Origin of the sequence: Gordonia sp. UBA7860, from assembly GCF_002500165.1 — a bacterium.
Classification (GTDB): domain Bacteria; phylum Actinomycetota; class Actinomycetes; order Mycobacteriales; family Mycobacteriaceae; genus Gordonia; species Gordonia sputi.
In genome coordinates, this window is the sequence record NZ_DLSO01000016.1 from 1 (window position 1) to 24651 (window position 24651).

21 protein-coding genes are annotated in these 24651 nt (G+C 64.3%); 9 read left to right on the forward strand and 12 right to left on the reverse strand.

Going from position 1 to position 24651, the window contains the following annotated elements; all coding sequences use genetic code 11:
- Window positions 1-12 precede the first annotated feature (12 nt).
- The 5 genes from B3T59_RS02480 to B3T59_RS02500 are packed head-to-tail and all read right to left on the reverse strand — an operon-like array spanning window position 13 to window position 4576.
- On the reverse strand, window positions 13-1014 hold the full coding sequence (locus tag B3T59_RS02480; protein ID WP_064904074.1) for a PDR/VanB family oxidoreductase: 1002 nt from the start codon (window positions 1012-1014) through the stop codon (window positions 13-15).
- Window positions 1011-2630: a heme-dependent oxidative N-demethylase subunit alpha family protein gene (locus B3T59_RS02485; protein ID WP_376782613.1), complete on the reverse strand. Its 1620-nt coding sequence runs from the start codon at window positions 2628-2630 to the stop codon at window positions 1011-1013. Before B3T59_RS02485 ends, B3T59_RS02480 begins: the two co-directional genes overlap by 4 nt.
- A complete protein-coding gene (locus B3T59_RS02490) occupies window positions 2606-3607 on the reverse strand; it encodes a PDR/VanB family oxidoreductase (RefSeq protein ID WP_005205377.1) in 1002 nt (333 codons plus the stop codon). The genes B3T59_RS02485 and B3T59_RS02490 overlap by 25 nt, the downstream gene beginning before the upstream one ends.
- Window positions 3604-4188 carry a dimethylamine monooxygenase subunit DmmA family protein gene (locus B3T59_RS02495; protein WP_005205375.1) on the reverse strand — a complete coding sequence of 195 codons (585 nt, stop codon included), beginning with the start codon at window positions 4186-4188 and terminating at the stop codon, window positions 3604-3606. The genes B3T59_RS02490 and B3T59_RS02495 overlap by 4 nt, the downstream gene beginning before the upstream one ends.
- A gap of 4 nt (window positions 4189-4192) precedes the next feature.
- On the reverse strand, window positions 4193-4576 hold the full coding sequence (locus B3T59_RS02500) for a cupin domain-containing protein (RefSeq protein ID WP_005205373.1): 384 nt from the start codon (window positions 4574-4576) through the stop codon (window positions 4193-4195).
- Between the two features lie 299 nt (window positions 4577-4875).
- Here B3T59_RS02500 and B3T59_RS02505 point away from each other — a divergent pair, with 299 nt between their 5' ends.
- A complete protein-coding gene (locus B3T59_RS02505; RefSeq protein WP_039855360.1) occupies window positions 4876-5799 on the forward strand; it encodes a phosphatase PAP2 family protein in 924 nt (307 codons plus the stop codon).
- Window positions 5800-5924: 125 nt separating this feature from the next.
- Here B3T59_RS02505 and B3T59_RS02510 read toward each other — a convergent pair whose 3' ends face one another.
- The 4 genes from B3T59_RS02510 to B3T59_RS02525 all read right to left on the reverse strand — a co-directional run bounded on the left by B3T59_RS02510 (window position 5925) and on the right by B3T59_RS02525 (window position 12066).
- A complete protein-coding gene (locus B3T59_RS02510; protein ID WP_064867925.1) occupies window positions 5925-7220 on the reverse strand; it encodes a PucR family transcriptional regulator in 1296 nt (431 codons plus the stop codon).
- Window positions 7217-8638: a phytoene desaturase family protein gene (locus tag B3T59_RS02515; RefSeq protein WP_005205365.1), complete on the reverse strand. Its 1422-nt coding sequence runs from the start codon at window positions 8636-8638 to the stop codon at window positions 7217-7219. Before B3T59_RS02515 ends, B3T59_RS02510 begins: the two co-directional genes overlap by 4 nt.
- Before the next feature lie 3 nt (window positions 8639-8641).
- Window positions 8642-10477 (reverse strand): DUF3556 domain-containing protein, encoded by a 1836-nt coding sequence (locus B3T59_RS02520; protein ID WP_287001410.1) that lies wholly within the window; start codon window positions 10475-10477, stop codon window positions 8642-8644.
- A 119-nt stretch (window positions 10478-10596) separates the two neighbouring features.
- Window positions 10597-12066, reverse strand: coding sequence for a class I adenylate-forming enzyme family protein (locus tag B3T59_RS02525; RefSeq protein ID WP_287001411.1), 1470 nt, complete (start codon window positions 12064-12066; stop codon window positions 10597-10599).
- A gap of 182 nt (window positions 12067-12248) precedes the next feature.
- Between B3T59_RS02525 and B3T59_RS02530 the strand changes: the two genes are divergently transcribed.
- From B3T59_RS02530 to B3T59_RS02540, 3 genes are all read left to right on the forward strand, one after another.
- Window positions 12249-13160: a DUF5995 family protein gene (locus B3T59_RS02530; protein WP_287001412.1), complete on the forward strand. Its 912-nt coding sequence runs from the start codon at window positions 12249-12251 to the stop codon at window positions 13158-13160.
- Between the two features lie 164 nt (window positions 13161-13324).
- Window positions 13325-14746, forward strand: coding sequence for an amino acid permease (locus tag B3T59_RS02535; protein ID WP_287001413.1), 1422 nt, complete (start codon window positions 13325-13327; stop codon window positions 14744-14746).
- 105 nt (window positions 14747-14851) lie between these two features.
- Complete coding sequence (locus tag B3T59_RS02540) at window positions 14852-15517, forward strand: TetR/AcrR family transcriptional regulator (RefSeq protein ID WP_287001414.1); 666 nt, start codon at window positions 14852-14854, stop codon at window positions 15515-15517.
- Window positions 15518-15586: 69 nt separating this feature from the next.
- Here B3T59_RS02540 and B3T59_RS02545 read toward each other — a convergent pair whose 3' ends face one another.
- The 3 genes from B3T59_RS02545 to B3T59_RS02555 form a co-directional block, all read right to left on the reverse strand.
- Window positions 15587-15964 carry a hypothetical protein gene (locus B3T59_RS02545; protein ID WP_156527458.1) on the reverse strand — a complete coding sequence of 126 codons (378 nt, stop codon included), beginning with the start codon at window positions 15962-15964 and terminating at the stop codon, window positions 15587-15589.
- Between the two features lie 446 nt (window positions 15965-16410).
- Window positions 16411-18204 carry a hypothetical protein gene (locus tag B3T59_RS02550; RefSeq protein WP_287001415.1) on the reverse strand — a complete coding sequence of 598 codons (1794 nt, stop codon included), beginning with the start codon at window positions 18202-18204 and terminating at the stop codon, window positions 16411-16413.
- 75 nt (window positions 18205-18279) lie between these two features.
- Complete coding sequence (locus B3T59_RS02555; protein WP_287001416.1) at window positions 18280-19371, reverse strand: hypothetical protein; 1092 nt, start codon at window positions 19369-19371, stop codon at window positions 18280-18282.
- 732 nt (window positions 19372-20103) lie between these two features.
- Between B3T59_RS02555 and B3T59_RS02560 the strand changes: the two genes are divergently transcribed.
- The 5 genes from B3T59_RS02560 to B3T59_RS02580 all read left to right on the forward strand — a co-directional run.
- Window positions 20104-20289: a hypothetical protein gene (locus B3T59_RS02560; RefSeq protein WP_287001417.1), complete on the forward strand. Its 186-nt coding sequence runs from the start codon at window positions 20104-20106 to the stop codon at window positions 20287-20289.
- A 229-nt stretch (window positions 20290-20518) separates the two neighbouring features.
- The gene (locus B3T59_RS02565) at window positions 20519-21004 is read left to right on the forward strand and encodes a hypothetical protein (RefSeq protein ID WP_287001418.1); all 486 of its coding nucleotides are present in this window, start codon (window positions 20519-20521) and stop codon (window positions 21002-21004) included.
- 131 nt (window positions 21005-21135) lie between these two features.
- Window positions 21136-21696 carry a hypothetical protein gene (locus B3T59_RS02570; RefSeq protein WP_287001419.1) on the forward strand — a complete coding sequence of 187 codons (561 nt, stop codon included), beginning with the start codon at window positions 21136-21138 and terminating at the stop codon, window positions 21694-21696.
- 189 nt (window positions 21697-21885) lie between these two features.
- Window positions 21886-22854, forward strand: coding sequence for an AAA family ATPase (locus B3T59_RS02575; RefSeq protein WP_287001420.1), 969 nt, complete (start codon window positions 21886-21888; stop codon window positions 22852-22854).
- A gap of 115 nt (window positions 22855-22969) precedes the next feature.
- Window positions 22970-24651 (forward strand): S8 family peptidase (locus B3T59_RS02580; protein ID WP_349681961.1); only part of this gene is annotated, 1682 nt, incomplete at its 3' end.

A 24651-nucleotide genomic window follows, 5' to 3' on the forward strand; every position in this document is an offset into this window, starting at 1 on the left:
TGGGCGGGTCGATCAGCTGGGCGGGGCGGGTCGGGCTACGTCTAGGACCAAGTCGCCTGCGCCGCGCGAGACGCAGCAGAGCATCGCGTCGCCCGCCGCCTTCTCGTCGTCGGACAGCACGTAATCGCGGTGGGTTATCTCGCCGGCGCGCACGGGGATGCGGCACTCCCCGCAGACGCCCTGTCTGCACATGTTGCCGACGTCGACACCGTTGTCGAGTAATCGTTCGAGCAGGGAGACGCCGGGCGGCACGTCGATCGCAGTGCCGTCGGCCAAGCTCACCGTGAAGGGATCGCCGGGGTCTTGCTCGGGTGCGGTGAATCGCTCGAGATGGACGCGCGCTGCCGGCCAGCCTGCGGCTGATGCCAGCCGCGTATATGAGTCCAGTAGCGGTGCGGGTCCGCAGGCGTAGGCGTGAGTCCCCAGCGGTTGGGCCGCAAGTCGTTTGGTGAGGAGCTCGATTGTCTCGTCGACACTGGTCGCCTCGTAGACAGTCACGTCGGAGAGATCAGCGAGCGCTCGCAGGTCGTCGAGATGTGCGCCCTGCCCCGGTCGGTAGGAGTACACGACCTCCACCGGCAGACCTTCTCGCGCTGCGGCACGGGCGTGCGAGAGGATCGGCGTGATGCCGATACCGCCAGCAACGAGCAGAGCACGATGTTGGTCGAGGACAGGCGCGAACATCGGTCGCGGACCTTCGATTTCGATCAGTTCACCCTCGACGAGGTTGGTGTGCAACCACTGCGAACCTCGCCCGGTGTCTTTGCGCAACACGGAGATTCCGTACGAGTCGGGATACATTCCGTCGTCGACAAGCGAATACGCGTTACGCGTGGCACCGGCCTGCACAATCAGGTGGCTACCTGGTTGATACGAGGTCAGCGTCCCGTCAATGGGCGCGAAGCGGAAGTGGGTGATGGCGTCGGTGAGAGGTCGAACCTCGACGACTCGCATCGTGCGCGCTCCGGTCTGATAGCCGTCATGTAGGTGGGCGGGTGCCGCCGTGATCGTCATGAGAGTGCCTCCAGGTCCCTGGCGTCGACGGCCGAAGCAAGGAAGCTGCCACGGGACGCCGAGTGGTGTTCATGGATCTCCAGACGTCTTGTGCAGCCCGGACATTCGACGACGCCGCCCGGACTTCCTACCCCACGGAACGTGTCCCGGCAGTGTGCGCAGTACACCGGGAGATCGGTCGTGTCGGTGACGAACGCCGCGAGTTCGTCGGCGATCGCACCCGACTCGCGTGCTAGTGCCAGTGCGGTGAGTACGTCGTACTGGCCCCCGGTCACCAGAATCCTTGCGCCCGTGTGGGTTGCGGCCAGGGCGTCGATCAGCGAAGTTCGGTCGTCGTCGTGTGTCAGTGAGTCGAGCACGAGCAGGCGTGTCGGGCCGATGCTCTCGGCGGTGCGCACCCAGGCGCGTGCGGTGTGCGCGGTCTCGTCGGCGGCCCCGGCTGCGACGATGAGGAACTCCGATCCCGCGGCGTCGACCTCTGGTGGTCGCGACGGCCACTCGGGCAGGCCGTGAGTAGGTTCTGTCGCGATGTCTTGCGTGGCGTCGAGTTCTGTTGTGGGAGTCATGTTGTCGTCGGCTGAGGGCTGGTGACCCGCGTGCGTGCGGAGCCACTCCGACGCACGTGTGCGGTACTTGATGATGCCCTTGTAGTCGGCCATGTCGTCGGGGAGCTCGGCGAAGACCTCTGCGGCGCGAGTCCGCCACGGTTCGACCGTTGCCAATGCCTCCAGTGGCAACAGGTAGGTGCGGATCACGAACATGATCGCGCCGGAATCGGGGAGTCGAATGAGGTGTTGCACCTCGACGCGCAGGTGCACGAGACGTCCGAACTCGGCGTCGTCGACATGTTGGATCATCTCGCGATCCGGGCCCCACTCGGGGTAGCGCTCTGTGGAGACGTCGAGGCGACGTCCGATGGTCATCGTCCAATTGGTACGGCGATACGGTTCGTGTGGTTGCAGGCGCTTGAGGAACTCGTGTGCGCGCGTGATGACGCCCATCTTGCGCACCCGCGGGACCGGGCCGTGGATCTCCAGGAAGCTCATCCCGACGTCGAACCCGAAACTCCAGTCGGCGGCGAAGGTGATGACGCCCGCATCGACGAAGAGCTGGTCGTCGCGCTGGTCGAGAAGGGCGATGTCTTCTTGAACCTGAGTCGAGAGGTAGTGCAGCGGGTCGTCGCCCAGGCTCGCTTCCTCGCCGTAGCGGAAGGTGCGCTCGTCGTCGAGAAGGTCGTTGCGCCAATGCCATTCGTCGTGTCCGACCGACGTCAGATGCATGGTGTCGGGGTAGGCGTGCGCTAGTTCGCGCAGCATGGTCATGAGCGCGTCCCAGGCGGCGGGTCGCATGTGCGGTAGGACCGCTCGTCGGGTCGGGTCGGCATCGAGGACCGCGGCGCGTTCGGCGAGTTCGTTGCGATACTCGGAGTCGATGACGGCGACCGAATCTCCCCACTGGCCGGCGGGTGTGATCACCTGTTGGTTGGCGGGTTCGACGTTGGTGCTGTACCGGTAGATGTCGTCGACAAAGGGAAATGGGAAGGCGGAGAGAAGATCTGGGGTCGTCGTCTCTCGTCGGGCCGGGGCCGTGGTCACAGCGATACCTCCAGGGTGCATCCGGCACCTGCGCGTGAGACGCAGGGCATGATGGCGGTGCGCGACTTCTTCTCGTCATCGGTGAGGAACAGGTCGCGATGGATGGGTTCGTCTCCGCCACACAGGTCGATCCGGCATTCGCCGCACACGCCCTGACGGCAGAGGTTGGGGACAGCTATGTCGTTCGCCTCGAGTGCTTCGAGGAGGCTTATCCCGGACGGAACGTCGAGTGTGCGGTCGCTGCGAGTGAGTTTGACGCGGAACGGATCTCCCGCATCCAGCGCGTCGATGCCGAACCGCTCGGAGTGCAGACGCGACGACGGCCAGCCCGCAGCGGTTGCCGCGTCGAGGACGTGATCGATGAAGCCGGCGGGACCGCAGACGTACAGATGCGTCCCGACCGGTTGCTCTTCGAGTGTCGCGGCGAGTCTCGTGGAGAACTCCGCCCGCGTCGTGAAGAGTTCGGCTTGGGATCCGGCCAGTTGGGACACATCGTCGACGTGTGCGGCGTAGCCGGGGCGGAATGCGTAGAGCACCTGCACGTTTCGCTGCCACCTCGCTGCCGCGCGGAGGTGTGACACGATGGGCGTCACCCCGATTCCGCCTGCGACGAGCAGGTGTTTCGCGGCGCGGGCAGCGGGGGCGAATGCGCTTCGGGGAGGCCGGACTTCGAGTTGATCGCCCTCGACGAGTTCGTCGTGCAGCCATCGCGAACCGCCGTTGCCCTCTTCGACGAAGAGCACCGAGATGGTGTACTCGGTGGGATTCGCGCCGTCGGAGACGAGGCTGTAGGCGTTGGAATGTGTCCCTGCCGCGACGACGAGGTGACTGCCGGGGACGAATCCGGGCAGTGCCGAGCCGTTCGGGTGTGCCAGCGTGATCGTCCGTATCCCGTTGGCGCTGTTGGTGATCGACGTCACCGTCAATATCAGCGTCGTCGACCGGGGCGCTGTTGGCGGCGTGGCGGGCGCGGCGTCGGCATCCGCAAGTGCTGTCATCGCGGGACTCCTGGGGGTTCGGCGGTCTCGGCGTCGACCATGAAGCCGAGGAAGGCGCCGGTGCGTCGGGAAACGTGGTAGTAGACAAGGAGGTCGCGGGCACAGCCGTCGCACGAGATCACGTCGTCGATGGCCGCGACCGTGCGGGTCGTGGTGCGACAGTGTGAGCAGAAGACGTCGACCGGACCGGAACCGACGGGGACAACGCTGATCTCGTCGTCCTCGAGTCCAGCGTCGATCGCGGTGGCGCGCAAGCGCAGACACGAGCCGGCAGGTCCGGTGATCACGACGCGGACACCAACAGTGCTGTCGCGCAGTGTTTCTCGAAGCTGGCCGGCGAGACTGTCTGCTTGATCACCGAGGAGCACGGATCGTCGGACCTCTGGAGACAGCGCATGTGCCCACGCGCGCACCATGTCGACGGCCGACGGCGTGCCGGCCGCGGGCTGCGCATGGGGATCGCCCACACCGATGAGCACGTACTCCCTGCCCGTGGCGTCGGGAAGGTCAGTGCTCAGCGGTGCGGCCTCACCCAGCGTGCGAGCCCAGGCCGGAACGCTCGAGTATGCGAGCTGCGACATCGTTCTAGAGGAGCGTCGAATCGCGCTGGCCAGCGTAGAACGCGAGCGCGTAGTCGGGGGTGCTGAAGTAGATCTTGGAGCCCTTGGGAAAGAAGATGGCGTCCTTGGCTTTTGCGACGGTCTTCTGTCCGGTTTCTTTGTTCTCGAGGAGGAACTCGCCTTCGAGGACGACCTTCATCTCGTCGTACTCGTACTCGTAGTAGAGCGGCGAGTCGGTGTGGCGGAGTTCGAAGTACCCGCTGCACATCTCGCTGCCGTCGGGGTTCTCGTAGACATCGCCGATGAAGCCCTCGGTACCGGGGTACTCGGCGTCGGGCATCTTGGGGAGGTTCTCCCAGGCACCCGGCGTGACGCGGAACTCAAGGGCGCTCGTGCTGTCGATCGACATTGTTTCTCCTATTCTGATGGGGAAAGTCCGGTTCACTCCGTTTCGCCTGATTTAATCGACGATTCGTGGTGATTTCATGTGAGTGGACTTCGTTCCCTTATATGAGACCCGGCGTGTGTTTCGGCTGAATGACAAGTGCGTTGACGTGTGTGACACTTTGTCTACTCGTGTGAAACGAAGCGGCTACGGCTGTCTCGCCGCGACCATTCCGTCATCCACAGACACGAATTGATCAACAGCGGCGACTCGCCACGCCCGCATCCCAGATTTCTCCCAGGTTCTGCCGATACGGTGACCCGGTGAGTTCTCTGTCCGCCGTGCGCCAGACACGTGGCCGCCGACCCCTTGGGTATGTGGTCAGTGCTGTGCTGGCAGCGCTCCTGGCTTTCGCCGCAGCAGGAGGCATCTTCGTCTTCGCGGTGCGGACATCGGCGGGACAGGTCATCGATCAGCGGCTCCTGGAGTACGGGCGTGAACTCCCGGCCGCGACGCAGGTGCCGTACTGGCTGTCTATGAGCGTCGTCTCGAATCCCTTGACCTGGGTCATCGGTGCGGCAATCGTCGTGTTGCTCGTAGTGCTCGGTGCGGTGTTGCCTTCTGAACGCGGCCAGCGCGGCGTCGGATCACGGATCGCGACGGCCGCCACGCTTCTGCTGTTTCCGCCGGTCACCATCGTTCTCATCCGTGCTCTGCGCGACGGCACGTACCGCCCGCGTTTCCACGACTGGATCGCGGAGACCAACAACTCGGCGCCCAGCGGACACGCCGCCGCGATCGCGGCGCTGGTCGTTGCGGTGACTCTGGCCGCTCCCCCACTACTACGTCCGTGGGTTGCCGCGCTGGGCGGAACCTGGGCGGCGATCATCGACTTCGGCCTCGTGGCGGCGGGCTGGCACCGCCCCAGCGATGTCGCGATCTCGACGTTGCTCATCGTCGGCGCTGCCGTGCTGCTACCCGACCCCCACCGCGGATCCACGACGACCGTCCCCCGGGTCGTCGGGTTTGCCGTCTGCCTTCTGACTGTGGTCGCGGCGTCGATCACCGTTGCCGTGTATTACCCGCGGATCGAGCAGGTTGTCATTGCCGCTCTCGTCGCGGGCGTGGTCGGCGTGTGCCTTGGCATCCTGGTCGCGTTCAAGTCCGGCGACCGCGCCGGGGTCGCGGCGAGCCGCGTCGACGATCCGTGGGCCCAGCAGCGCCGCGACCACCACCTCGTCGGCTGACCGTCGGCGCACAGTCGGCCAGATAGAGCGCACAGTCGGCGGGATTTGGCGCACGGTCGACGGGATTTAGCGCACAGTCGGCGAGATAGAGCGCCCAGTCGGCGGTATTTAGCGCCCGGTCGACGTCAGTCCTGGGCCAGCACCTCGGTGCCGAGGAACTCGCACACGGTCAGGGCCAGGGCGAGGTCGAGGCGGTCGGTGGTGCGGGTGTCGCGCATGGCTTTGTCGACGCGGTACTTGACGGTGTTGCGGTGGAGGTTGAGCTTCTCGGCGGTGTGTAGGTGGCTCTCGCCGGTGGCGAAGTAGACCGACAGCGTCTCGCGGAGTGCGGCGGCGTTCGGTGAGTCCTCGGACAGCGCGCCCAGGATCTCGTGAACCCACGCGCGGGTGAATTCGAGGTCGCGGGCCAGCCTCGACACCACAGCCACTCCGCGGTCGCCGAACCCGACGACGTCGGCGACCAGACTGCCGGGCATCGTCGCGAGACCCCACGCCGCGAGCGCCTGCTCGTGGGAGCGTCGAAAACCGGCGATGCCGGAGGCGTTGAGTCCCAACGCCACGCGCACGCCTGCCGGCAGGGTCACCCGCTGCGCGACGTCGGACGTCTCCACGATGCGGTTGCTACGCCCCAGCGGCAGCCAGACCCAGGCGGTGGTGCGATCAATCGCGGTGATCAGCGGTGGCCCCTCGGCAAACAGCTTGGTGGCCATCATCCGCGCGGCACGGTCGAGGACCGCGAGATCTCTCGAGCCCTCGTCATCCGACCACATGATCACCGCGACGTGATGTTGGTCGAGGGAATAGCCGGACTCGCGCTCGAAGGAGTCGGCGTCGACGTCGGGCGTCCGAAGGATCTCGTGGATGCGCGAAGACAAGACGTTGCCCTCGGCGCCGATCCAGCGTCGACGCTCGTCCTCGTAGGCCTGGAACACGTAGAGGGTGATCCACTCGATGTACTGCGAGACGACGTCGGAGATTCGACGCATCACCACGAGGCTCTCGTGCTTGGAGAGATCGAGCTCGTCGACGTAGCCGAAGATGATGCGCAGCATCTCGTTCTGCCCCATGTGGTACGCACGTACCAATGAGTTCGACGGTACGTCGCGCTGGGCGAGGCGCAGCGCGTACTCGACCGCGGCAGTCGTCGGTTGGAGGTGCTCGACGGGGATGTCGTTGCTCAGCACATGCAGGATCGTCGACACGTTGCCGTGCACACTGGCTTCGAGCATCTCCACCAGTGCGGGATCGACATCGAGCTGGTCGATATCGCGGGCCATCAACGCGGTGAGATAGCGAACGATCTCGGACTCGTTCTCCCGCAACCGCTTACCCACCTGCGCGACTGCCGCGCGCATCTCGGGCGTGATGGACGGCGGCAACTGCGAATCGTGCAGTGGCAGACCAGGTACCGAGGCACTCACCGCTTGCGCTCCAGCCTTTTCAGTGCCGCCGTCGCGGCATTGACACCGCACAGTCCGTGCACTCCGGCGCCGGGCGGCGTCGACTGTGAGCACAGGTACACGCCGTCGACGCCGAGCCAGTACGGGTCGAGTGCTGTGCGTGGTCGCATCAGCATCTGCAGCCCGTCGTTGGCACCGCCGATGATGTCGCCCGCGGCGAAATTGGCGTTGTAGTCGTGCAATTGGCGGGTTCCCGTGCTGCGCGTAGCGAGTATCCGGTCGCGGAAGCCCGGTGCGAAGCGCTCGATCTGCTGCGTGACGAGGTCGGTGGCGTCGCCTTCGTACCCCTTGGGAACGTGGGCGTAGGCGTACACGGGGTTGACGTTGCCGGCGCTCCGAGTGGGGTCGGCGACGTACTGCTGACCCAGCAGCACAAAGGGATTCGGCACCATGACACCGCCGGCGCGACTGGCTTCGGTGGAGGCCACCTCGTCGAAAGTGCCGCCGAGGTGCACGGTTCCGGCACGACCGCAGTCCGGGTTGGTCCACGGGATGTCGCCGTCGATCGCGTAGTCGACCTTGAACGCCGACGATCCGACGCGGTATCGCCGATACGAACGCGCGATCCTCGACGGCATCTCGTCGCCGTAGATGGCGAGAGCCTGCTCGGGTGAGAGGTCGAGGAGGACGAGCTCGGCGTCGGGGATATCGGTGCGGGCGCTGACCCGCACACCGGTCTCGATCTTGACGCCGTACGAGCGCAGCGCCGACACCACGGCGTCGATGATCGCCCCCGAACCCCCTTCTGCCACAGGCCATCCGTAGCGATGACCGCTCGCGGCGATCATCATGCCGAGCGACGCGGTCATCGGACGGTCCAAGCGGTTGAACGCGTGCGCGGCGATACCTCCGAACAGCCCCCGCGCCCGCGGTGTGCGGAACACACGTGCGACGGCGGACGCCGGAAGCAGCGCCCGCGGCCCGAATGCGGCCAGCCGCAGGGGATGCCGAGGGATATTGATGATCGGGCGCAGCAGATCGGCGGACAGGTCGTCGAATCCGCTTGCCACATCACCGAAGAACAGGCGCCAGCGTCGACCATCCTCTCCGAGCGCCGCGGCGGTCTCGTCGATGGATTGGTAGAGCAGGCCTGCCTCGCCGGAGTCCAGCGGGTGGGCGCAATCGATCTCGGGCCACCGCCACACGAGTCCGTACTGCTCGAGTCCGACGTCTCGCCAGAACGGCGATCCGACGGCGAGCGGATGAAACGCCGAGCAGTGGTCGTGGATGACACCGGGGAGCGTGAGCTCCCCCGACCGCGCGCCACCGCCGACGGTGTCGGCGGCTTCGAGCACGGTGACCTCGACGTCGTTGCGGGCGAGGTGCAGGGCGGCGGCGAGCCCGTTGGGCCCGCCGCCGACTATGACCGCTGAGGTCACCGGCTACACCTGTTCCTGCGCGCCTGCACCGCGCATCTTGGGTTCGGTCATCACCTCAGGATCAGTCAACGCGCGGGCCGCGTCAACGTCGAGCGTCCATTCGACGTTGATGGGGATCGGCCCGTTGGGCAGCCACGGCTGCTCGGCGATGGCATCGGTGACGCGGTAGGAACCCCGTTCGATCACACCGAGTGCGGCATCGATCACCTGGTACTGCTGTGTGCCCTTGTGGATCGGCTGCGACTCGATCCACACGACGAGGAACTCGCCCGGAGCGAAGTTGCAGCGTCGCTGCAGTGCGGCGATCATCTTGGCATCGTGCAGGTGTCCGTCGCCGAAGTTGAAGGCCACCAACGAGTTACATGCGAACTCCGCCTCGCGCAGGGTGTAGGTGTTGATGTCGTCGCCGAGGTGGCGGCTCATCAGCGAGTACAGCGCGCGACCCTGGCTGTGCATCGACCGCCATGCGAGCATCTGATGCATCACGACGTCGGCGACCTCGGGCGGGTACGTCGCCATCAGCTGCGTGCGGGTGTTGGGTGAGGACCGGACAATGTGCTGTTCCAGCTTCTCCTCGGCGCCGGGTGCGAATGCCCAGGTGGCCGACGCCCAGTTGCCTGCGTACTGCCGCATTGACGGGAGGAACGACACCAGATCCGGGCGCAGGTTGCCGAGCACCGGGAAGAAGCACAGCGCGATGGCGATGAGGACCATCGCCCAGGGCATCGTCGTATCGGTGAGTGCGTAGCCGTCCCATGCCGGGTGGCCCCAGAAGAGGAAGATCGCTGCGTAGGCGAACAGGAGGTTCCATTCGAGCGGCACCGCGAGGGGGAACGTCGAGAAGATGAACAGGTGGAAGCCCACCATCAACACGACCGCGGCGAGTGTGAGCCACTTGTTGGTGGAGAACAGCAGGATTAACGGCGTCGCGATCTCGACGATGGTGCCGAGCACGTGGCCGATACCGCCTGCCACCTTCGACGGCCGAAGGTCGTTGGGGAAGTTACGGTAGTTCGCGCGCTTGAGGGCCTTGATCGTCAGCCACGGCGTATTCGACATCATCGGCGGGATGACCATCGAGAAGTGGTGTCCCAGTTTGGAAACACCTGCACCGACCCACACCGACACGATCAGCAGCTTCAGCGCAAGGATCATGTCGACGAAGGGCAGGATGCCGAAGAAGATCAGGGCAGGCAGGTACTGCTCGCCACGCGCTGCGATGAAGATGACCTTGTCGCGCAGACCGATGATGACCAGCAATGCGATCACGGGGTAGATCAGGACCGGATTGACGAGGCCGTGCGAGGTGGGTGCCTCAGCGTTGAGCCAGCTCGACTGCACACCCGGAAGCACCAGTGCGACAACGGTAGTGATCAGGAGCAGTGCGTAGATCGCGACGTCGAACACGGTGCGGGAATCGCCCTTGGTCAACGGCACCTTGCCGGGCCACGGTGGGAGCCGGATCGTCTGCGGGCGCAGCCAGAAGAGCAACCCGCCGGTCATCGGCTTGAAGTGGCCGGCGAGCGGGCCCCAGGAGCCGCCTAGGCCGAGCATCTCGACCAGCAACGTCCAGAGGATGGCCTTCTGGTAGATGATCGGCTCGTTCCACCACTGCGACACGTGCAGCACGTTGAGACCGGAGGTGAAGGTCGCGATGCTCAGACCGATACCCAGGTAGAGCACCAGGATCTTCGCCAGGTAGATGACCTGGAGCAGCTTGGGTGTACCGAATCCGTACTCGGCCCAGTGCGTGCTGAGCACGCGCATTCGGTCGAAGAATGGCTTGTCGAGGAAGGTTTCCGGGTCGACCGGTGGGAAGTCGGGTTGTACGAGACCCATGGTGTTCTCCTTATCTGAAGGTTCTCGGGCAGGCGCCATCGACCGACGACGTGGTCGGGCGCTCGGACTGTGTTGTGCGGGTTGGGTTTACGTTGGCTGGGGTTCTACGTTGGCTGGGTTTACGTTGGTTGGGGTTCGCGGACTTGGCGTCGTAGTCCTGGTTTGTCGATCTTGCCGACCGGGTTGCGGGGCAGCTGCTCGACGACGTTGATCTCGTTGGGCCGCTTGGCCTTTGTGAGGATCGAGGCGACATGGTCGGTCAGTTCGGCCTCGCGGACCGGCTGGTCCGGGTAGGCGACCACGAACGCGACCGGTACCTCGCCGTAGATGGGGTCGGGGGCTCCGACCACCGCGCACTCGAGCACCGACGGATGGGCGGCGAGTGCGTTCTCGATCTCCTTGGGGTAGAGGTTCTCTCCACCGCGGATGATCATGTCCTTGATGCGATCGACCAGGGTGAGATACCCGTCGGCGTCGAGGGTTCCGACGTCGCCGGTGTGTAGCCAGCCGTCGACGACGGTGCTGGCGGTGGCGTCGGGACGGTTGAGGTAGCCGCGCATGACGTTGGGCCCGGAGATGAGTACCTCGCCGGGTTCGCCGGTCGGTGCGTCGGCGCCGTCGGGGGTGACGATACGGATGGTCTGGCCGGGCAGGGCAGGTCCGACAGTTCCGGACTTCCGTTGTCCGTCAAGGGGATTGCACGCCGACGCGCAGGTGCCCTCGGTGAGTCCGTAGCCCTGCAGGATCGGAACGCCGAACGTCGACTCGACGTGATCGAGCAGTTCCTTCGAGATCGGGGCGGCGCCGCAGATCGCAAAGCGCAACGATTCGAAGGCTTCTGCGCTGACGTCGGGATGGGAGACGAGCAGCGCGTAGATGGTCGGGACGGCCGAGAAGTACGTCGGCGACAGGGTGTGCAGGTCGGTGAAGAAGCGCGACGGCGAGAACTTCCCGGTGATGGTGAGTTGGCCGCCGGCGAGGACCGGCGCGAGGAAGCTGACGCAGATGGCGTTGACGTGAAACAGAGGCAGCACCAGTAGCGCGTGGTCGGCGGGCGTCAGCGACATCAGCTCTTTCATCGCCGACGCCATGTAATGCAGATTGTCGTGGGCCAGACGCACACCCTTGGGGCGGCCGGTCGATCCCGACGTGTAGATGAGCAGCGCGTCGTCGGACATCTGCGGAGGCTCCGGGGGTGTCCACGACGAGGCGGCGGTGGCGAGGTCGTCGACGTGGAGGAGGCTGCGGTCCGACGTGGCGGGCAGCGCGTCGTCGTCTACGAGGACGAGGCGGGCACCCGAATCGTCGAGCTGATACTCCGCCTCACTCGCGGTGAAGGCCGGATTGACCGGTGTTGCGATGGCACCGAGGCGCCAGGCGGCTGCGATCGCGATGAGAAGTTCGACGCGATTGGGCAGGAACGTCGCGACGACGTCGCCGCGTCGGACTCCGAGGGCGTCGAACTGCTCGGCTGCGGCGTCGACTCTGGCGGCAAAGCTCGCGTAGTCGAGTTCGGTGTGGTCGTCGCGGACGCATGGTGCGGCTGCACGATGGGCCAGCTCCCAGGGAAAATACGACGGTGCGCTCACGTTGAATTGGTCCTCTACTAGGTGGATGTGAGCCAGAACACTAATAGCTGTCCGTGTGACCGAGAACGGCCCCGCGCACCAGACTTTCGTCGGACTGTTGTGCTCTGAGCACAGAACCGCACTTGGCTTGCAGGTTTGTCGCAAGCGCTGCCGTCGAGCGACGCCGCGCTTAGCATCAGATGATGGTCGCACCCAGATTTGCGCTGGTCAGAATGCTCGTCGCGCTGGCGGTGGCCGGTGGTGGGATGACCGGAGCGGGTGTGGCAGCCGCGGCGCCGACGGTCGCTGATGTTTCACGGGCGTGCGGCAGCCCGCTGTCGGCGAACGAGGTGCGGCGGATCGTCGAACTGTCGGACACTGCCGACGCGTCGCCAGGTACGGCACTTCCGGTCCTGGAACGTCAGGTGGGTCGGCTGTGGCAGATCACCGACATTCTGACCGCGCACCGTGACCGGAGGGGGTTGTTCGCCCTCGGATTGGCGGCGGTCGAGCGCGACGCGGTGATGCCACTCCAGCGGCGGCCGTCGACGTTCCGTAATCCGCGCTGGGCGCCCGTGATCAGTCTGCGACTGCTCAACCGTTTTCTCGACGCGACGCACGCCGAGTTCTCCGGTAGCTCGGTGCCGCCGCACTGGCAGCGGTACTTCGAGTTGACGGGCACCTGCAGCGTCTCCGGTGAACGCGCCGCGCTCACTGGATACAACGCGCACATCACCGTCGACCTTGCGTATGCCACCGCAGATGCCCATACAACTGCCGACGATGCGTCGGATTACTTTAGGTTGGTCGATGCCATTGCCGCACATGGTGATTCGATCGTCCGAGAGACAAACCGCGCCTATCATGTCGACCTCGGGCCGACGTTCCGCTTCTACTTCTTCGGAGAGGGACTCGACCGGCTTGTCGGCGCCGGCAAGGCGACGGGCCCGATGCTGCGCGCGGCCGACGTCGGGTACAACGTGCTGACATTCGGCAACGGGTTGGCGCTGCAGGATCGTCGGACTCACGACGCCGCCGTCGTCGATATCAACGCGCTGTGGAACACCGGCGACGCTGCTCTCGCCGCGTTCGAAACATGGGGTGTACTGCGATGATTCGGACATTCACGACCTTGCTGCGTTTTCCTGTGGAGTCGCGGGGCCTTCCGTAGGGTTAAGCGTCGGTAACTGACATGCCCGCACACATCGGGCCTTACCGCGACAAGCAGCACCCGCACCACATCGGGTCTATACCGTTTTCGAAGGGACGTCATATAGCGATGGCAACCACCGAGTCGCACAGCTTTACCGAGGAAGCGCCCACCTCTCTGGGGTCGAATCTGAAGCCGCGGCACATCACCATGATCTCGATCGCCGGCGTCATCGGCGCGGGCCTGTTCGTCGGTTCGGCAAACGCCATCGAGAAGGCCGGTCCAGCAGTTCTGATCTCCTACGCGTTGGCCGGCACCCTGGTGGTGCTGGTGATGCGGATGCTCGGTGAAATGGCAACCGCAAACCCCGACACCGGATCGTTCTCGGTGTACGCCGACCGCGCGCTCGGTCGTTGGGCGGGCTTTTCCGTCGGCTGGCTCTACTGGTGGTTCTGGGTGCTCGTCATACCCGTCGAGGCGACCGCGGCCGCGGCGATCCTGACCGACCTCGTCGGTGGTCAACAGTGGATCTGGGCGCTTGCGGTGACGCTGCTGCTGACCATCACCAACCTCGCGAGTGTCGGCAATTACGGTGAGTTCGAGTTCTGGTTCGCGCTGATCAAGGTCGTCGCGATCGTGGCGTTCATTCTCGTCGGCGTCGCGGCGATCTTCGGGTGGATTCCGAGCTCAGAAGTCAGCGGTGTCAGCCACCTGTGGCAGCCGGATGGGTTCATGCCCAACGGATTCGGCGCGGTGATCGCGGGCATGCTCATCACGATGTTCTCGTTCATGGGCACCGAGATCGTGACCATTGCCGCCGCGGAATCGCCGAATCCCGAACGCGGCATCACCAAGGCGGTCAACTCGGTGATCTGGCGCATCTCTCTGTTCTACATCGGGTCGATCTTCGTCGTCGTGGCGCTGATGCCCTACAACAAACTCGAGAACGGTTCGTATCAGTCGGTGTTGCAGGCCATCGGGATTCCGGGGTCGAAGATCATCATGGACATCGTCATCCTGACGGCCGTCGCATCGTGTTTGAACTCGGCGCTCTATACGGCGTCGCGCATGATGTTCTCGCTGGGAACCAGGCACGACGCCCCGCAGGTGGTGCGCAGCCTGACACCGAAGGGAGTGCCGTGGGTTGCGGTGTTGATGTCGATGGTCGTCGGCTTCTTGGCGGTGGTCGGCAATTATGTGTTGCCGGACAAGATCTTTGCGTGGTTGCTCGCTACGAGCGGTGCTATCGCCCTGTTCGTCTACCTGACGATCGCGGCGAGCCAGTGGCGGCTGGGACGCGTGCTGCGCGCCGAGGGTCACCGACCGCCGGTGCGGATGTGGCTGTTCCCGTACCTGACCGGGGTGGTGATGCTGTTCATTCTGGCCGTGCTGATCCTGATGGTCTTCGACAACGACCAGCGACAGGCGATCATCTTCTCCGCGATCTCGGCGGTGATCATCGTCGCGGCCGGATTCATCGTGCAGCGACGCAGTGGCTACCACTCCGGCGACGAGGGTGCCCAGACGCGGTATCGAGAAGAGGTCTCGTGACGTCGGCGTGCCGATTGGGTGGCGCGACGACGCCCCCGACGTACCCGAGTGAATCTCCACTTCTCGATACCGCTGGTACTGGTGTACGTGTTCGATAATGTCCCGATGACCGCGCAATCGTCAAGCTCGCGTTCCACAGACGCCGGAGTCGACGTCGAGCCCCAACCCAAGCGCAGGCCGAGCCGCGCGAGCGTCCAGGCCGACATCAGGGCCGCTGCGCGCGAGGTCTTTCTCGAGCGGGGCTACGCCAACGCCTCGTTGGAGATGATCGCCGGGCGTGCGGGCTACTCCAAGGGCGCGGTGTACTCGAACTTCGCCAGCAAGGGCGCGTTGTTCATGGACCTGACGTCGTCGGTGTTCACCGAACGCGCGACGGCCTTCACCGCGCCCGGGCTGGCCCCGAACTCGGAGGGCTCCGACCCCGAAACGGACATGAGCTTCCTGGCGCTGATGATCCTCAAACAGATCCGCGACACCTACCGGACCAACGTGGTGTTCGCGGAGTTTCGGTCGGAGGTCGACCGCGACCCGCAGCTGCTCGAGGACTACACCGCCGCGCGGGCACAGCTCGCCGAGTCGCTCGCGGCGAACATCGAAGAGGTCGTGGCTGCTCGACACCTGCGACTGCGGGTGCCTGCGCTCGACGCCGCCGTGCTCGTTCTGGCGCTGATCAACGGGCTCTCGCTCGAGTACGTCGGACGCGAGGGCGAGCACGTGCTGTCGGTCGACACCGTGGCCCGGGTGTTGCTGTCGTTGGTGGAAGCGGCCTGAGAGCCGCGTAGCACACGGCTCCGACGTCGAAGCCGTTGCATCCGTTGCGGTTTCGCGCAGCCGTCGATCTCAGCTGGTGATCGGGGTTTGTTGGTTCGTGCGATAGTCGATCATCTCCTCAGACAGCGCGCGTCGGATGATCCGCGTCCGTGCCAGATTCACGGCGGCGCTGGTGATCAGCAGGTAACTGAGAACGGCGTTAGCCGGCCTAGTCTGCTCGCCCGCGGGTTGCTCGACTCGGCTGCAGAAGCGGTCGATCCGGAATTGATCGGCTCCGAGCGCGGCTACGTCGTGAGACGCGTGGTCGAGGGCTCTTCGATACATGAGTTCCGCGGTGGCCGCGACGTCGCGCCGTGGTTGCGGGCTCCCCCACTCGCCGTCGGCCAACAGCCTGCTCATTGCCTCGACCTCGGCCGCCAGGCTCGCGTGCTCCTCCGCACCCGTCACGAGCACTATTGAATACCAGCAGGCCCGGCCGTCTTTCAGCAGAGGTCGACCGCGACAAAACAAAAGGTCAGGCCGCATTCCGCAACCTGACCTGATGTACCGCTTTGAGCTGAACTGCTCGTGGTGTGCAGTCCGTGATGGCAGTTCAGGCCCCGCAGCGGCGATGTGTGTCCGGGGAATTTGTCCCCAATGTCCGGAGAATTTTCGGCAGTCGACGACAAGCACCGGTTCGACGTGGATGCGCCCTGAGTAGCTTGCTGAGAGTTGGGCACGGGCGCTCGCACATCCGGGTACCTCCAGATCGTCGGGCGTTTCGCGGGCATTTCACAAGGTCACGCAATTTCTGGTCCCGAAATGTTCGGAGAATTGCCTCCTGATCGGGACGCGACGAGGGGTGGTCTCCATGGGAGACCACCCCTCGCGGGTGTGAAGTTGTTGACTTGCGCCTAGCTACGAGGCGGCTCCGTGGCCGGATCATGCCCCAAGTCGTCGGTCAGTTGCTGCCAACGCTCATCGATGGACTCGAAGTCGGGGATGCCCCGGTGTTTGAAGCCCTGGATAGTCAGCCAGTTCACGACCGCGAATGCGACCGCGATGATGATGCAGATCACGGGCTCTCGACGGGCGCCATACTTCAGGTGTTCCAGTCCGGCGGACGGGCGCCGTCGGACGAGGTCGAACCGCTGCTCGGTGAGCGCGCGATAGGCCTCGTAGGTGATGGCGTGCATCCACGATCCCGGGATGTATTGGCTGTGCTGCTGCCGCTGAACCTGGTCGTCGGTGAGGGTGACGACGGTCGCCTTCTGTCGGCAGCACCGGTATACGGGTACCTCGGGGCCCGGGTCGATGAATGGCAGATCGTCACGACCGTCCGTCGCCGGATTGAGCCAGCGTGCGCATCGGACGTTTCCGAGCGCAGCTGGGCACGTGAACTCCATTTTCATCGCCCGCTTGCCGTCACTACCTCGTGTCGGTCGGCCCCGACGCTCCCCCGCTTCGTACGCTCTGCGATTGACTCCCATCACCATCGGCATCATCCGCTTGAGGCGCACATCGTGCGCCTCCCACGCGTTCTTGTCGAGGATGGTGCGCAGGGGTCGAATCATGCGCCGACCGTTGTAGAGTTCGACCGCGGCTGGGCAATAGAAGTTGCCTTCGATCTGGGTCGGTCCGGGGGCGATCGGCCGGGTCGCACCGGTCGGGTCGACGGCTGGCAAGACCAGTGATGTCCAGTGCTCCGGATAGCGGAAGATCGCCGCGTATCCGTTCGCGATTTGCCATGTGCCCCAACCCTTTTTCAAATACCCCATGTCGGCGACGAGTAGTGGACGGCGGGCATTTGCAGCCTTGGCCCGGGTATCGAAGCCAGCCTTGCGGTGGAAGCGAACCGCCTCGTCAAGACCTTCCAGCGACCCAGAAGTCGGTTTGTGGATCGAGATACCCGTGAACAGCGGCGGAACACTGTGTAGGGCACCGACAGGCCCAACAGACGTCACCGCCGTGACTTCGATACCCCAGCCACGTTTCTTGGCGATCCTGTTGCCTTCGGAGTCGAGGCGATGGCGGGCGTCACGCCGATAGTAGGAGCCGGCGGGGACGGCACCTCTGGTCTGATTCTCTTGGCGGGTGAACTCGGGTGACGGGCCGGCGAGGTCGACAATCATCCCGTCGACAACCAGATCACCTCGACGGCCTGCACGCAGTGCGGGATCAATCCACGCTGCAACGACTGCGTTGACAACTTCGGCCCTGCGCTCACCCGCGAGCTTGCAGGCGGCTTGCTGCTCGGAAGTTCGTGCTCGTTCGATCGCTCGGGACTGTGCGACTGTGATGCGACTGGCGGGTTGGTCGGGTCCGGAGTCCAAGCACTCCAACTCGGCGTCGAGCCAACCGGCGAAGCTCTTGTAGGCCCGCTCGAAGTTGCTGCGCATCGGATCAAGGGCCTTGTCGTCGATACCGACCTCAGCAAGCTGCGCGGCATTGAAGTCCAGCAAGGTGCGGAACGTACCGGTGATCGTGGGCGGCTGGGATAAGAGGCCCCGCACGATCAGCGCTGTCTGCCAGCCCAGGATCGTGTAGGGCAGGCGACGCCGCCCTCCTTGCGATGGCCTGCGCTGTTGCCTGTTCCACCCGGTGATCAGTTCAGCGATTCCTGAACCTCTGGCCATCGCAAGCGCGGTGGCGAAGGTCTGGGGAGAGGGTGTGCATGCGGGATCGAAGTGCCGAGGATGTATTGCCATGGTGAAGCCTTTCGAGAGATTATGGGTCGGCAAAGCGACTGACGTCGCCCGCCAGTTGATGAAAGTGGTTAGTGCTCAGATGGTTTCGCGAGAGTCGTCTCGCTGCTGTGCGTCCCTCATGGCCGTCGTGAGGTGTGCGAGCGAGGGCGTGGGGCCAGTCATGATCGCCCGGACACCGCGGATGTCGATGATGTCGGCGACCGCGCAAAATTCGTCAAGCCTGAGTGTCTTCGCCTGGGCGACCATCCACCGGTTGCGCAGCGCGTACGGATTGACCCTGCACGGCAAGCCTCGGTCGCCCAGCTTCTCGTTGACCCTATTGACGGCATTCTTTTCGACCGTCGGAGACTCCCCGAAGGCCATCAACCGGTCGTGAGGAGCGTCCCGCACCAGGCGCATCACCCGACGTGCTTGCTCCTCATCCACCACCGGGACCTGACGGACCGGCGCCTTCGCCGTCGACAACGAAACCACAAGGACCCGCTGACCATCGAACTCATGCCATCGAAAGTCGCTGTGCTGCAGCCATTTCAATTCTGAGATGCGAGCTCCGCATGCCAGCACGACCTCGACGATGAGTTGCAGTGCGCGTCCCCATTTCGGACTCAACGATGGCGCCGCCTCCCGAAGCGCACGAATGCTCTCGACAGTGGCGGGCGCACTGAGTTCCCCCCGATACATGACGTCGCCGTTGCCCGTCGGGAACTCCGCCGGATGCAGCACCCGACCAGCGGAATGCAAGTAGTACCGCACCGTTCGAGGACTGTTGCTCTTCCGTGTGCCCAAATAGCGAGTGACGTTGGGTCTCCGCAACGCGCGGTACAGGTCGACCGTCCCCATTTCGTGATGCATGTGCACCAGAAACAGCGTCAGCGCCGACACTGATTCGCGGTCAACCGCATCCGACACGAAGGGTCGAGACGCTTGAAACCGCGCGGCGGCCTCCAAGGCCACCTTTCCCACCTCGGGGTTGCGGACCTTCGGTCGGCGGTTCATCAATCGCTCGTAGCGCTCCCGGTCCACTCCGTGGAGCGGAAACTCCTGGACACGTGGCTTTGGGGCATCGTCGCTTGCGACGGCGTTGATGAGCGAGTCGGATTCGTCCAGGTCGTACGGATCGACGGGCTCGGGCGCGGCAGGTGCGGGACCACCCGCGTGCCGCGCCATCACCATCCTCCGCTCGACACGCAAGAGATGGGCTTGAGTTCGCGCCGAGGGCACGCTGAAATAGACATGACGTCCTTCCATGAGACTGGTGGGTTGTCGAATGCGGTGGTTAACCGCTCCGTGGGGGGCCGGGGCCAACCGGCCCTCCCACGGCACGCCGGAACTCGAATGTTTCCGGTGATGCGAGACGCGGATGCGTCAACGAATCAGATGATCAAAAACTACCGGGGGCGGAATACCCGTCTGCGGAAGCCACCATGACTCGATCGCCGCGTCGTCGCGCGCTGCCTCAATGACAGCGCCGACCGCGAGAGCGGTGGCACTACGATTGACCACGCGGGTCGCCTTCCTAGAGTCAGGTGCCCGAAGGGGGTAGGCGTCGTTGGCGCGACGTCTGCTCCCGCCCCCAAGCCTTTTCGGCTGGGCACGTCGCAACTCTAACTACATCGGAACGTGATTTTCACGCACCCAGAACGGCGTGTCGCGCTGCAAATCGCGTAAATAACTTGAGCTAGAATCGAGCTATCCACACACACCACACACGCACTCGCCCCCACGATGTCAGTGCAGGCGGGTAGATGGACGCTCATGAGTACTCACTCGCTCGAACCAGCGATGTCGCCGCGAGATGTTCTGAGAAACAGAAGGAACTACCCGATCACCGCAAGCTGCCTGCATCCCGACTGCGGCAATTCATGCACCTATTCGCTTGACTCCCGCGGACGGCGTCCATTGTTCTGTTCCCCACGGTGCGCACAGAAGTACGCGCACCAGCGGAAGGAGCTGTCGAACGAGATCGTCACCATCGAGCGCGCCATCGGTCAGGCCGGCGCACGCAGCGCCCTCGGCGAGGCCCTGCGCAAGCAACTCGCCCACGCCCGGTGGCACATGGCCCGCTACGGAGGGTCTGACGGCTGAAACCCCCTCTGACCGAGTTGTTTCACCGGCTGGCGGCTTATGGCCGCTCAATCTCCGGACTATGACATGGCTGGCCCGCCCCTGATCCCGTTCGTCTGAACGAATACGTGGCTGTCGGGCGCACACCTCCGCCAAGATGTCGATCCGACTGCGCACCAGAGAATGTCGGTAGCACGGGCTAGATTCCGGGTCAGTTCCCTAAGTTCGGGCCAGAGCCAGGAGGTAGCACATGGAACCCGTCACACTAGTCGCCGCGGCAGTCGCGATCGGAGCATCCGAGGGGGCGCGCGACACGACCAAGAAGGTGATCAGCGACGCCTACACAGCGCTGCGGAACTGGCTCACGAACAAGTACGTCTCCGTGAGCGCTGAGATCAGCGGTCTTGAGGCGGAACCCGACGAGGAACTGCGCCGCGCGCTGCTGGCGAAGAAGCTCGCCGCGGCAGGCGCCAGCGAGGATATGGAACTGCTAGAGCTGGCGCATATGGTCCTGGAGGCGGTCGAACAGCAGGAGCCGAGTCTCCCCCGCGCGCTCGGTGTTGCCCTGAGGCGTGCCTCGGTCGGCGGCGACATCGAAGTCGTCAACGTCTCCGTCGATGGCGGCAGCGGCGTGATTGCCGAGGACATCGCCGCGAATGGCTCGGTACGGATTGGTGGGGTGTCGGCTCGCGCCGCTCAGGAGCCGCCCCACCCTCCACGGGCGCGGGAGCGGTAGACGTTTCGTCTGCTCCCGCGCAGTCCTTCACCTCGGCCCAGCGCAACGTCAACGCCGGCCGGGACATCATCACCAATGTCACCTACGGGGCGCCTGCGGAAGCGGGCAACAGCGGCGGCCGCATCCGTGCAGTGACCGTGTCGATCGAAGCGGTGCCGATCGGGACCAATCTCTGGGCCGTGAAGGTGAACAATGGCACCTCCGGCCCAATCACCGACCTCGACGTCGATGTGTACGCCGTGGAGGAAGATGGTCTCCACGCCCCATATCGGTGTCGACCCGCCAAAGGGAACATCTCACTGCGCGAACTCATGCGCGATGCCCTATCTGAGAGTCTGAGCGGAGGCCTCGACGCCATCGGGCAGCAGGCGCAATCGATGTACTCAGGGCTCCCGCCGGGGTTCGGATTCGGCTCCCAGATGTCGCGGCTCGGCCAGCTGGGTGGTTACGGCTCCATGATGTCCAGCCACCTGATGAGCTCTCCTCAGATGTCTCAGGTGATCCAACACGTTCAGCAGCAGATGCTCGACCAATTCCCGCGGGTCATTCCGGCAGGCCAGTCGTCCGGTGTGCTGTACGTGGTCGACGGCGACGTCGAGGTCCGCGCCGACATTCAGTTCGCCGACGAGGTCGGAGCGCTCTGGCGCCGCCTGTTTGGAGAGTCACCAGAACCTCTGCTCGAGGAGAGCTAGAGCGGGAACAAGCATCGTGCCCACCTCCAGCTGGCGCTCTTCCTGTCGGTGAGCCCTTCGATCGACGCGACTGGTAACCCTAGTCGTCAGGCTCATTGCCAGAAGCAGCGGTTCGGCGAGGTATCAGTATCGCGCACCGTGTAAGACCGTACGATCTACGCAGGCAGATTCCGCCAGGAGGGAGGCGTCATGGCTGGCTTAGGCGAGCACATCACCGCGATGGTCCGCAATCACGCGGCAGGCGACGACGCAGCCTTCTACTCCGTCGCACTGCAAATCGCTGCACGCGAAGCACGACAGGGGCACCACGTCCTTGCCACCAACATCAAGGAAGCTGTAGACGCGTCCCGTGAACGCGCTCCCCTCTCGAACGTCACCTCGCTTCCGCGAGTTCGTGGCGAGTTGGCCGAACTGGTCGAGGTGTCACACCCTCAGGTTCACATTCGTGAGCTGGTAGCTCCACCGGAGCGAACTGCACAGATCAAGCAACTGCTCGCTGAGCAGCGTCAGCGAAAGAACCTGCTTGAACATGGTTTCGCACCCGCGCATCGTTTACTCCTTGTAGGTCCGCCAGGAACCGGGAAGACGATGACCGCATCGGTCCTTGCCACTGAGCTGTCGCTGCCGATGTTCACCGTTCGTCTCGATGGTCTACTCAGCAAGTTCATGGGTGAGACCGCAGCGAAGCTACGCGTCGTATTCGACTCGGTCGCGGCGGAGCGGGGCGTCTACCTCTTCGATGAGTTCGACGCGCTGGGCGCGGACCGCTCGGGAAACGACGTCGGTGAGGCTCGCCGAATCCTGAACTCTTTTCTCGTATTCCTCGAGAATTCGAGTCCCGAATCGATCGTGATCGCGGCGACTAACCACCGCTCCATCCTCGACAAGGCGCTATTTCGGCGCTTCGACGCGGTCCTGGACTACACCCTCCCCGACGCTCGACAAGCCACCGCGGTGATGCGAGCCCGGCTCGGCTCCCTGGTCCAGAAGGGCAGTCTAACGAAGCTTGGCGACTACACAGAGGGACTTAGTCACGCAGACTTGGTGAAAGCCGCAGAGTCTGCGGCCAAATCGGTCCTGATGCGCGGCGAGACGATGGTGGAGCGCGACGATCTCATCGCGGCACTCACTGCTCGGCGATCGGCCACCATTGGCTGAACAGGACCAGCCGCTCGACCACCTCTACGTTCAGGGATACACCACAGCTGAGAGCTTCGATCGCTACTCCGGCGGTGGGGGTGGCGGATTCAAGCGCCGGAGCGTGAATCGGGACATGCACGGCGCTGCGCGCAAGCAAGAGCTGACTGACGCATTCGATGAACTCGATAGCGACCGCGACGACTTCGAGCTTTCCGACGATGAACTCGAGTCGCAAGGAACGATCCTCGTTCTCGAAGGCGAGAATGCGTCGTACCCGCTGAAGCTTGACTCTCTCAACCGGATGACTACCCACACAAGGACTCCGAAAAGGCCTCGCTGGCTGCTACTTTCAGTGAGGCCAGCGACAAAGGACACCCCGGAGCGGGCAACCGTGTGGGTGGCCGACGAGGACCGCGCAGCGTTCATGAGGCTGTTCGAGGACTACCTCAGTGGCAGCACCAAGACTGGGCAGCCGCCAAATCAAGACCTCGTCGCCAACATCTCACGAATCCGCAAAGCCATCCTCGCCGATCTGTGGACGTCTGACGGCGAACCCCCGGTGCACGGGCAGCACTGGTGGGAGCTTTGGCTCGACACTTCGGGCGGTGACTTCGAAGCCATCAATGGGTTCGTGAGTGCCTACGAGCTTCGAATGCTGCCTCGGTCGATCCAGTTACGTGACCGCTTCGTAGTGTGGGTCGAGGCCACCTGGAGCCAACTCGAACCACTGCCGTTCACGGTCGTGCCGCTGGCGGAGATCCGAAAGCCGGAATTCATCGAGACGATCGAAGACCTACCCGCTGCTGAACAGGACGAATACGTCCAGGACCTGGTCGAACGCTTGAGCACGGCCGACGGTAGCGCACCGGCAGTGTGCCACCTGGACACAGGTGTGCTGCGCAGCCACGTGCTGATCGAATCGTCCCTCGCTCCCGAGGACCTGCACACCATAATCGGCGCTTCAGGAGCGGACACGGACCCCCGGGGTCACGGCACGTCGATGGCTGGCCTTGCGCTATACGGCGATGACTTAGACGCGGTGCTGCAGAGTAGCGAGCCTGTTCAGCTCCGCCATCGCCTCGAGTCCGTGCGAATGAAACCCGGTCCAGGCGAAGCCCGGATCAATCCCTTGGACTACGGGAGCGCCACGGTCCAGGCAGTGGCACTCCCAGAAATTGCCGCTCAACGCCGGCGCGTTTTCGCCCTCACACTGAGCACAAGCCCCGACAACCCCGGCGACCCGACGTTGTGGTCCGCTGCAGTCGATGCCCTTGCGGTTGGCACCGAAACCACCAGGGACGGAGATCGATTCCAGCTCATCTCGGAGCCCGACCCCACCATTGCGCGCCTTATCGTCGTAGCTGCGGGCAACGTCGACTCCTACGCGAAGGAATATGCCGACCACTCCGACCTTGCCGCGATCGAAGATCCCGCCCAAGCATGGAACGCGCTAACGGTTGGTGCCTTTACCAACCTGACCGAATCGCCCCAACATCCGCAGTACGCGGGATGGTCAGTGTTGGGAGAGGCTGGTGGCCTGTCGCCCCACAGCCGTACATCGATGCTGTTCCGGCACCGCAGTGCACCGATCAAGCCGGACATCTGCATGGAGGGTGGCAACGTCCTCACCGACGGCGGCCAAATGTTCGAAACCAAACTCCCGGGCCTTTCACTGCGGTCGACGGGGAACACAAGTGACATCGCCCTGACCTCAGCGAACGCCACGAGTGCCGCGACCGCGCAGGCGGCACGCTTGGCCGCGCTCGCAATGGAGAGATACCCCGATTACTGGCCGGAGACGATCCGCGGTTTGCT

What these genes read in the sequence shown, in the direction of transcription:
- B3T59_RS02480 (WP_064904074.1), bottom strand. Translation starts at nt 1,014, where the DNA reads ATGACGATCACGGCGGCACCCGCCCACCTACATGACGGCTATCAGACC.
- B3T59_RS02485 (WP_376782613.1), bottom strand. Translation starts at nt 2,630, where the DNA reads ATGCACCCTGGAGGTATCGCTGTGACCACGGCCCCGGCCCGACGAGAG.
- B3T59_RS02490 (WP_005205377.1), bottom strand. Translation starts at nt 3,607, where the DNA reads ATGACAGCACTTGCGGATGCCGACGCCGCGCCCGCCACGCCGCCAACA.
- B3T59_RS02495 (WP_005205375.1), bottom strand. Translation starts at nt 4,188, where the DNA reads ATGTCGCAGCTCGCATACTCGAGCGTTCCGGCCTGGGCTCGCACGCTG.
- B3T59_RS02500 (WP_005205373.1), bottom strand. Translation starts at nt 4,576, where the DNA reads ATGTCGATCGACAGCACGAGCGCCCTTGAGTTCCGCGTCACGCCGGGT.
- B3T59_RS02520 (WP_287001410.1), bottom strand. Translation starts at nt 10,477, where the DNA reads ATGGGTCTCGTACAACCCGACTTCCCACCGGTCGACCCGGAAACCTTC.
- B3T59_RS02530 (WP_287001412.1), top strand. Translation starts at nt 12,249, where the DNA reads ATGGTCGCACCCAGATTTGCGCTGGTCAGAATGCTCGTCGCGCTGGCG.
- B3T59_RS02535 (WP_287001413.1), top strand. Translation starts at nt 13,325, where the DNA reads ATGGCAACCACCGAGTCGCACAGCTTTACCGAGGAAGCGCCCACCTCT.
- B3T59_RS02540 (WP_287001414.1), top strand. Translation starts at nt 14,852, where the DNA reads ATGACCGCGCAATCGTCAAGCTCGCGTTCCACAGACGCCGGAGTCGAC.
- B3T59_RS02550 (WP_287001415.1), bottom strand. Translation starts at nt 18,204, where the DNA reads ATGGCAATACATCCTCGGCACTTCGATCCCGCATGCACACCCTCTCCC.
- B3T59_RS02555 (WP_287001416.1), bottom strand. Translation starts at nt 19,371, where the DNA reads ATGGCGCGGCACGCGGGTGGTCCCGCACCTGCCGCGCCCGAGCCCGTC.
- B3T59_RS02565 (WP_287001418.1), top strand. Translation starts at nt 20,519, where the DNA reads ATGGAACCCGTCACACTAGTCGCCGCGGCAGTCGCGATCGGAGCATCC.
- B3T59_RS02575 (WP_287001420.1), top strand. Translation starts at nt 21,886, where the DNA reads ATGGCTGGCTTAGGCGAGCACATCACCGCGATGGTCCGCAATCACGCG.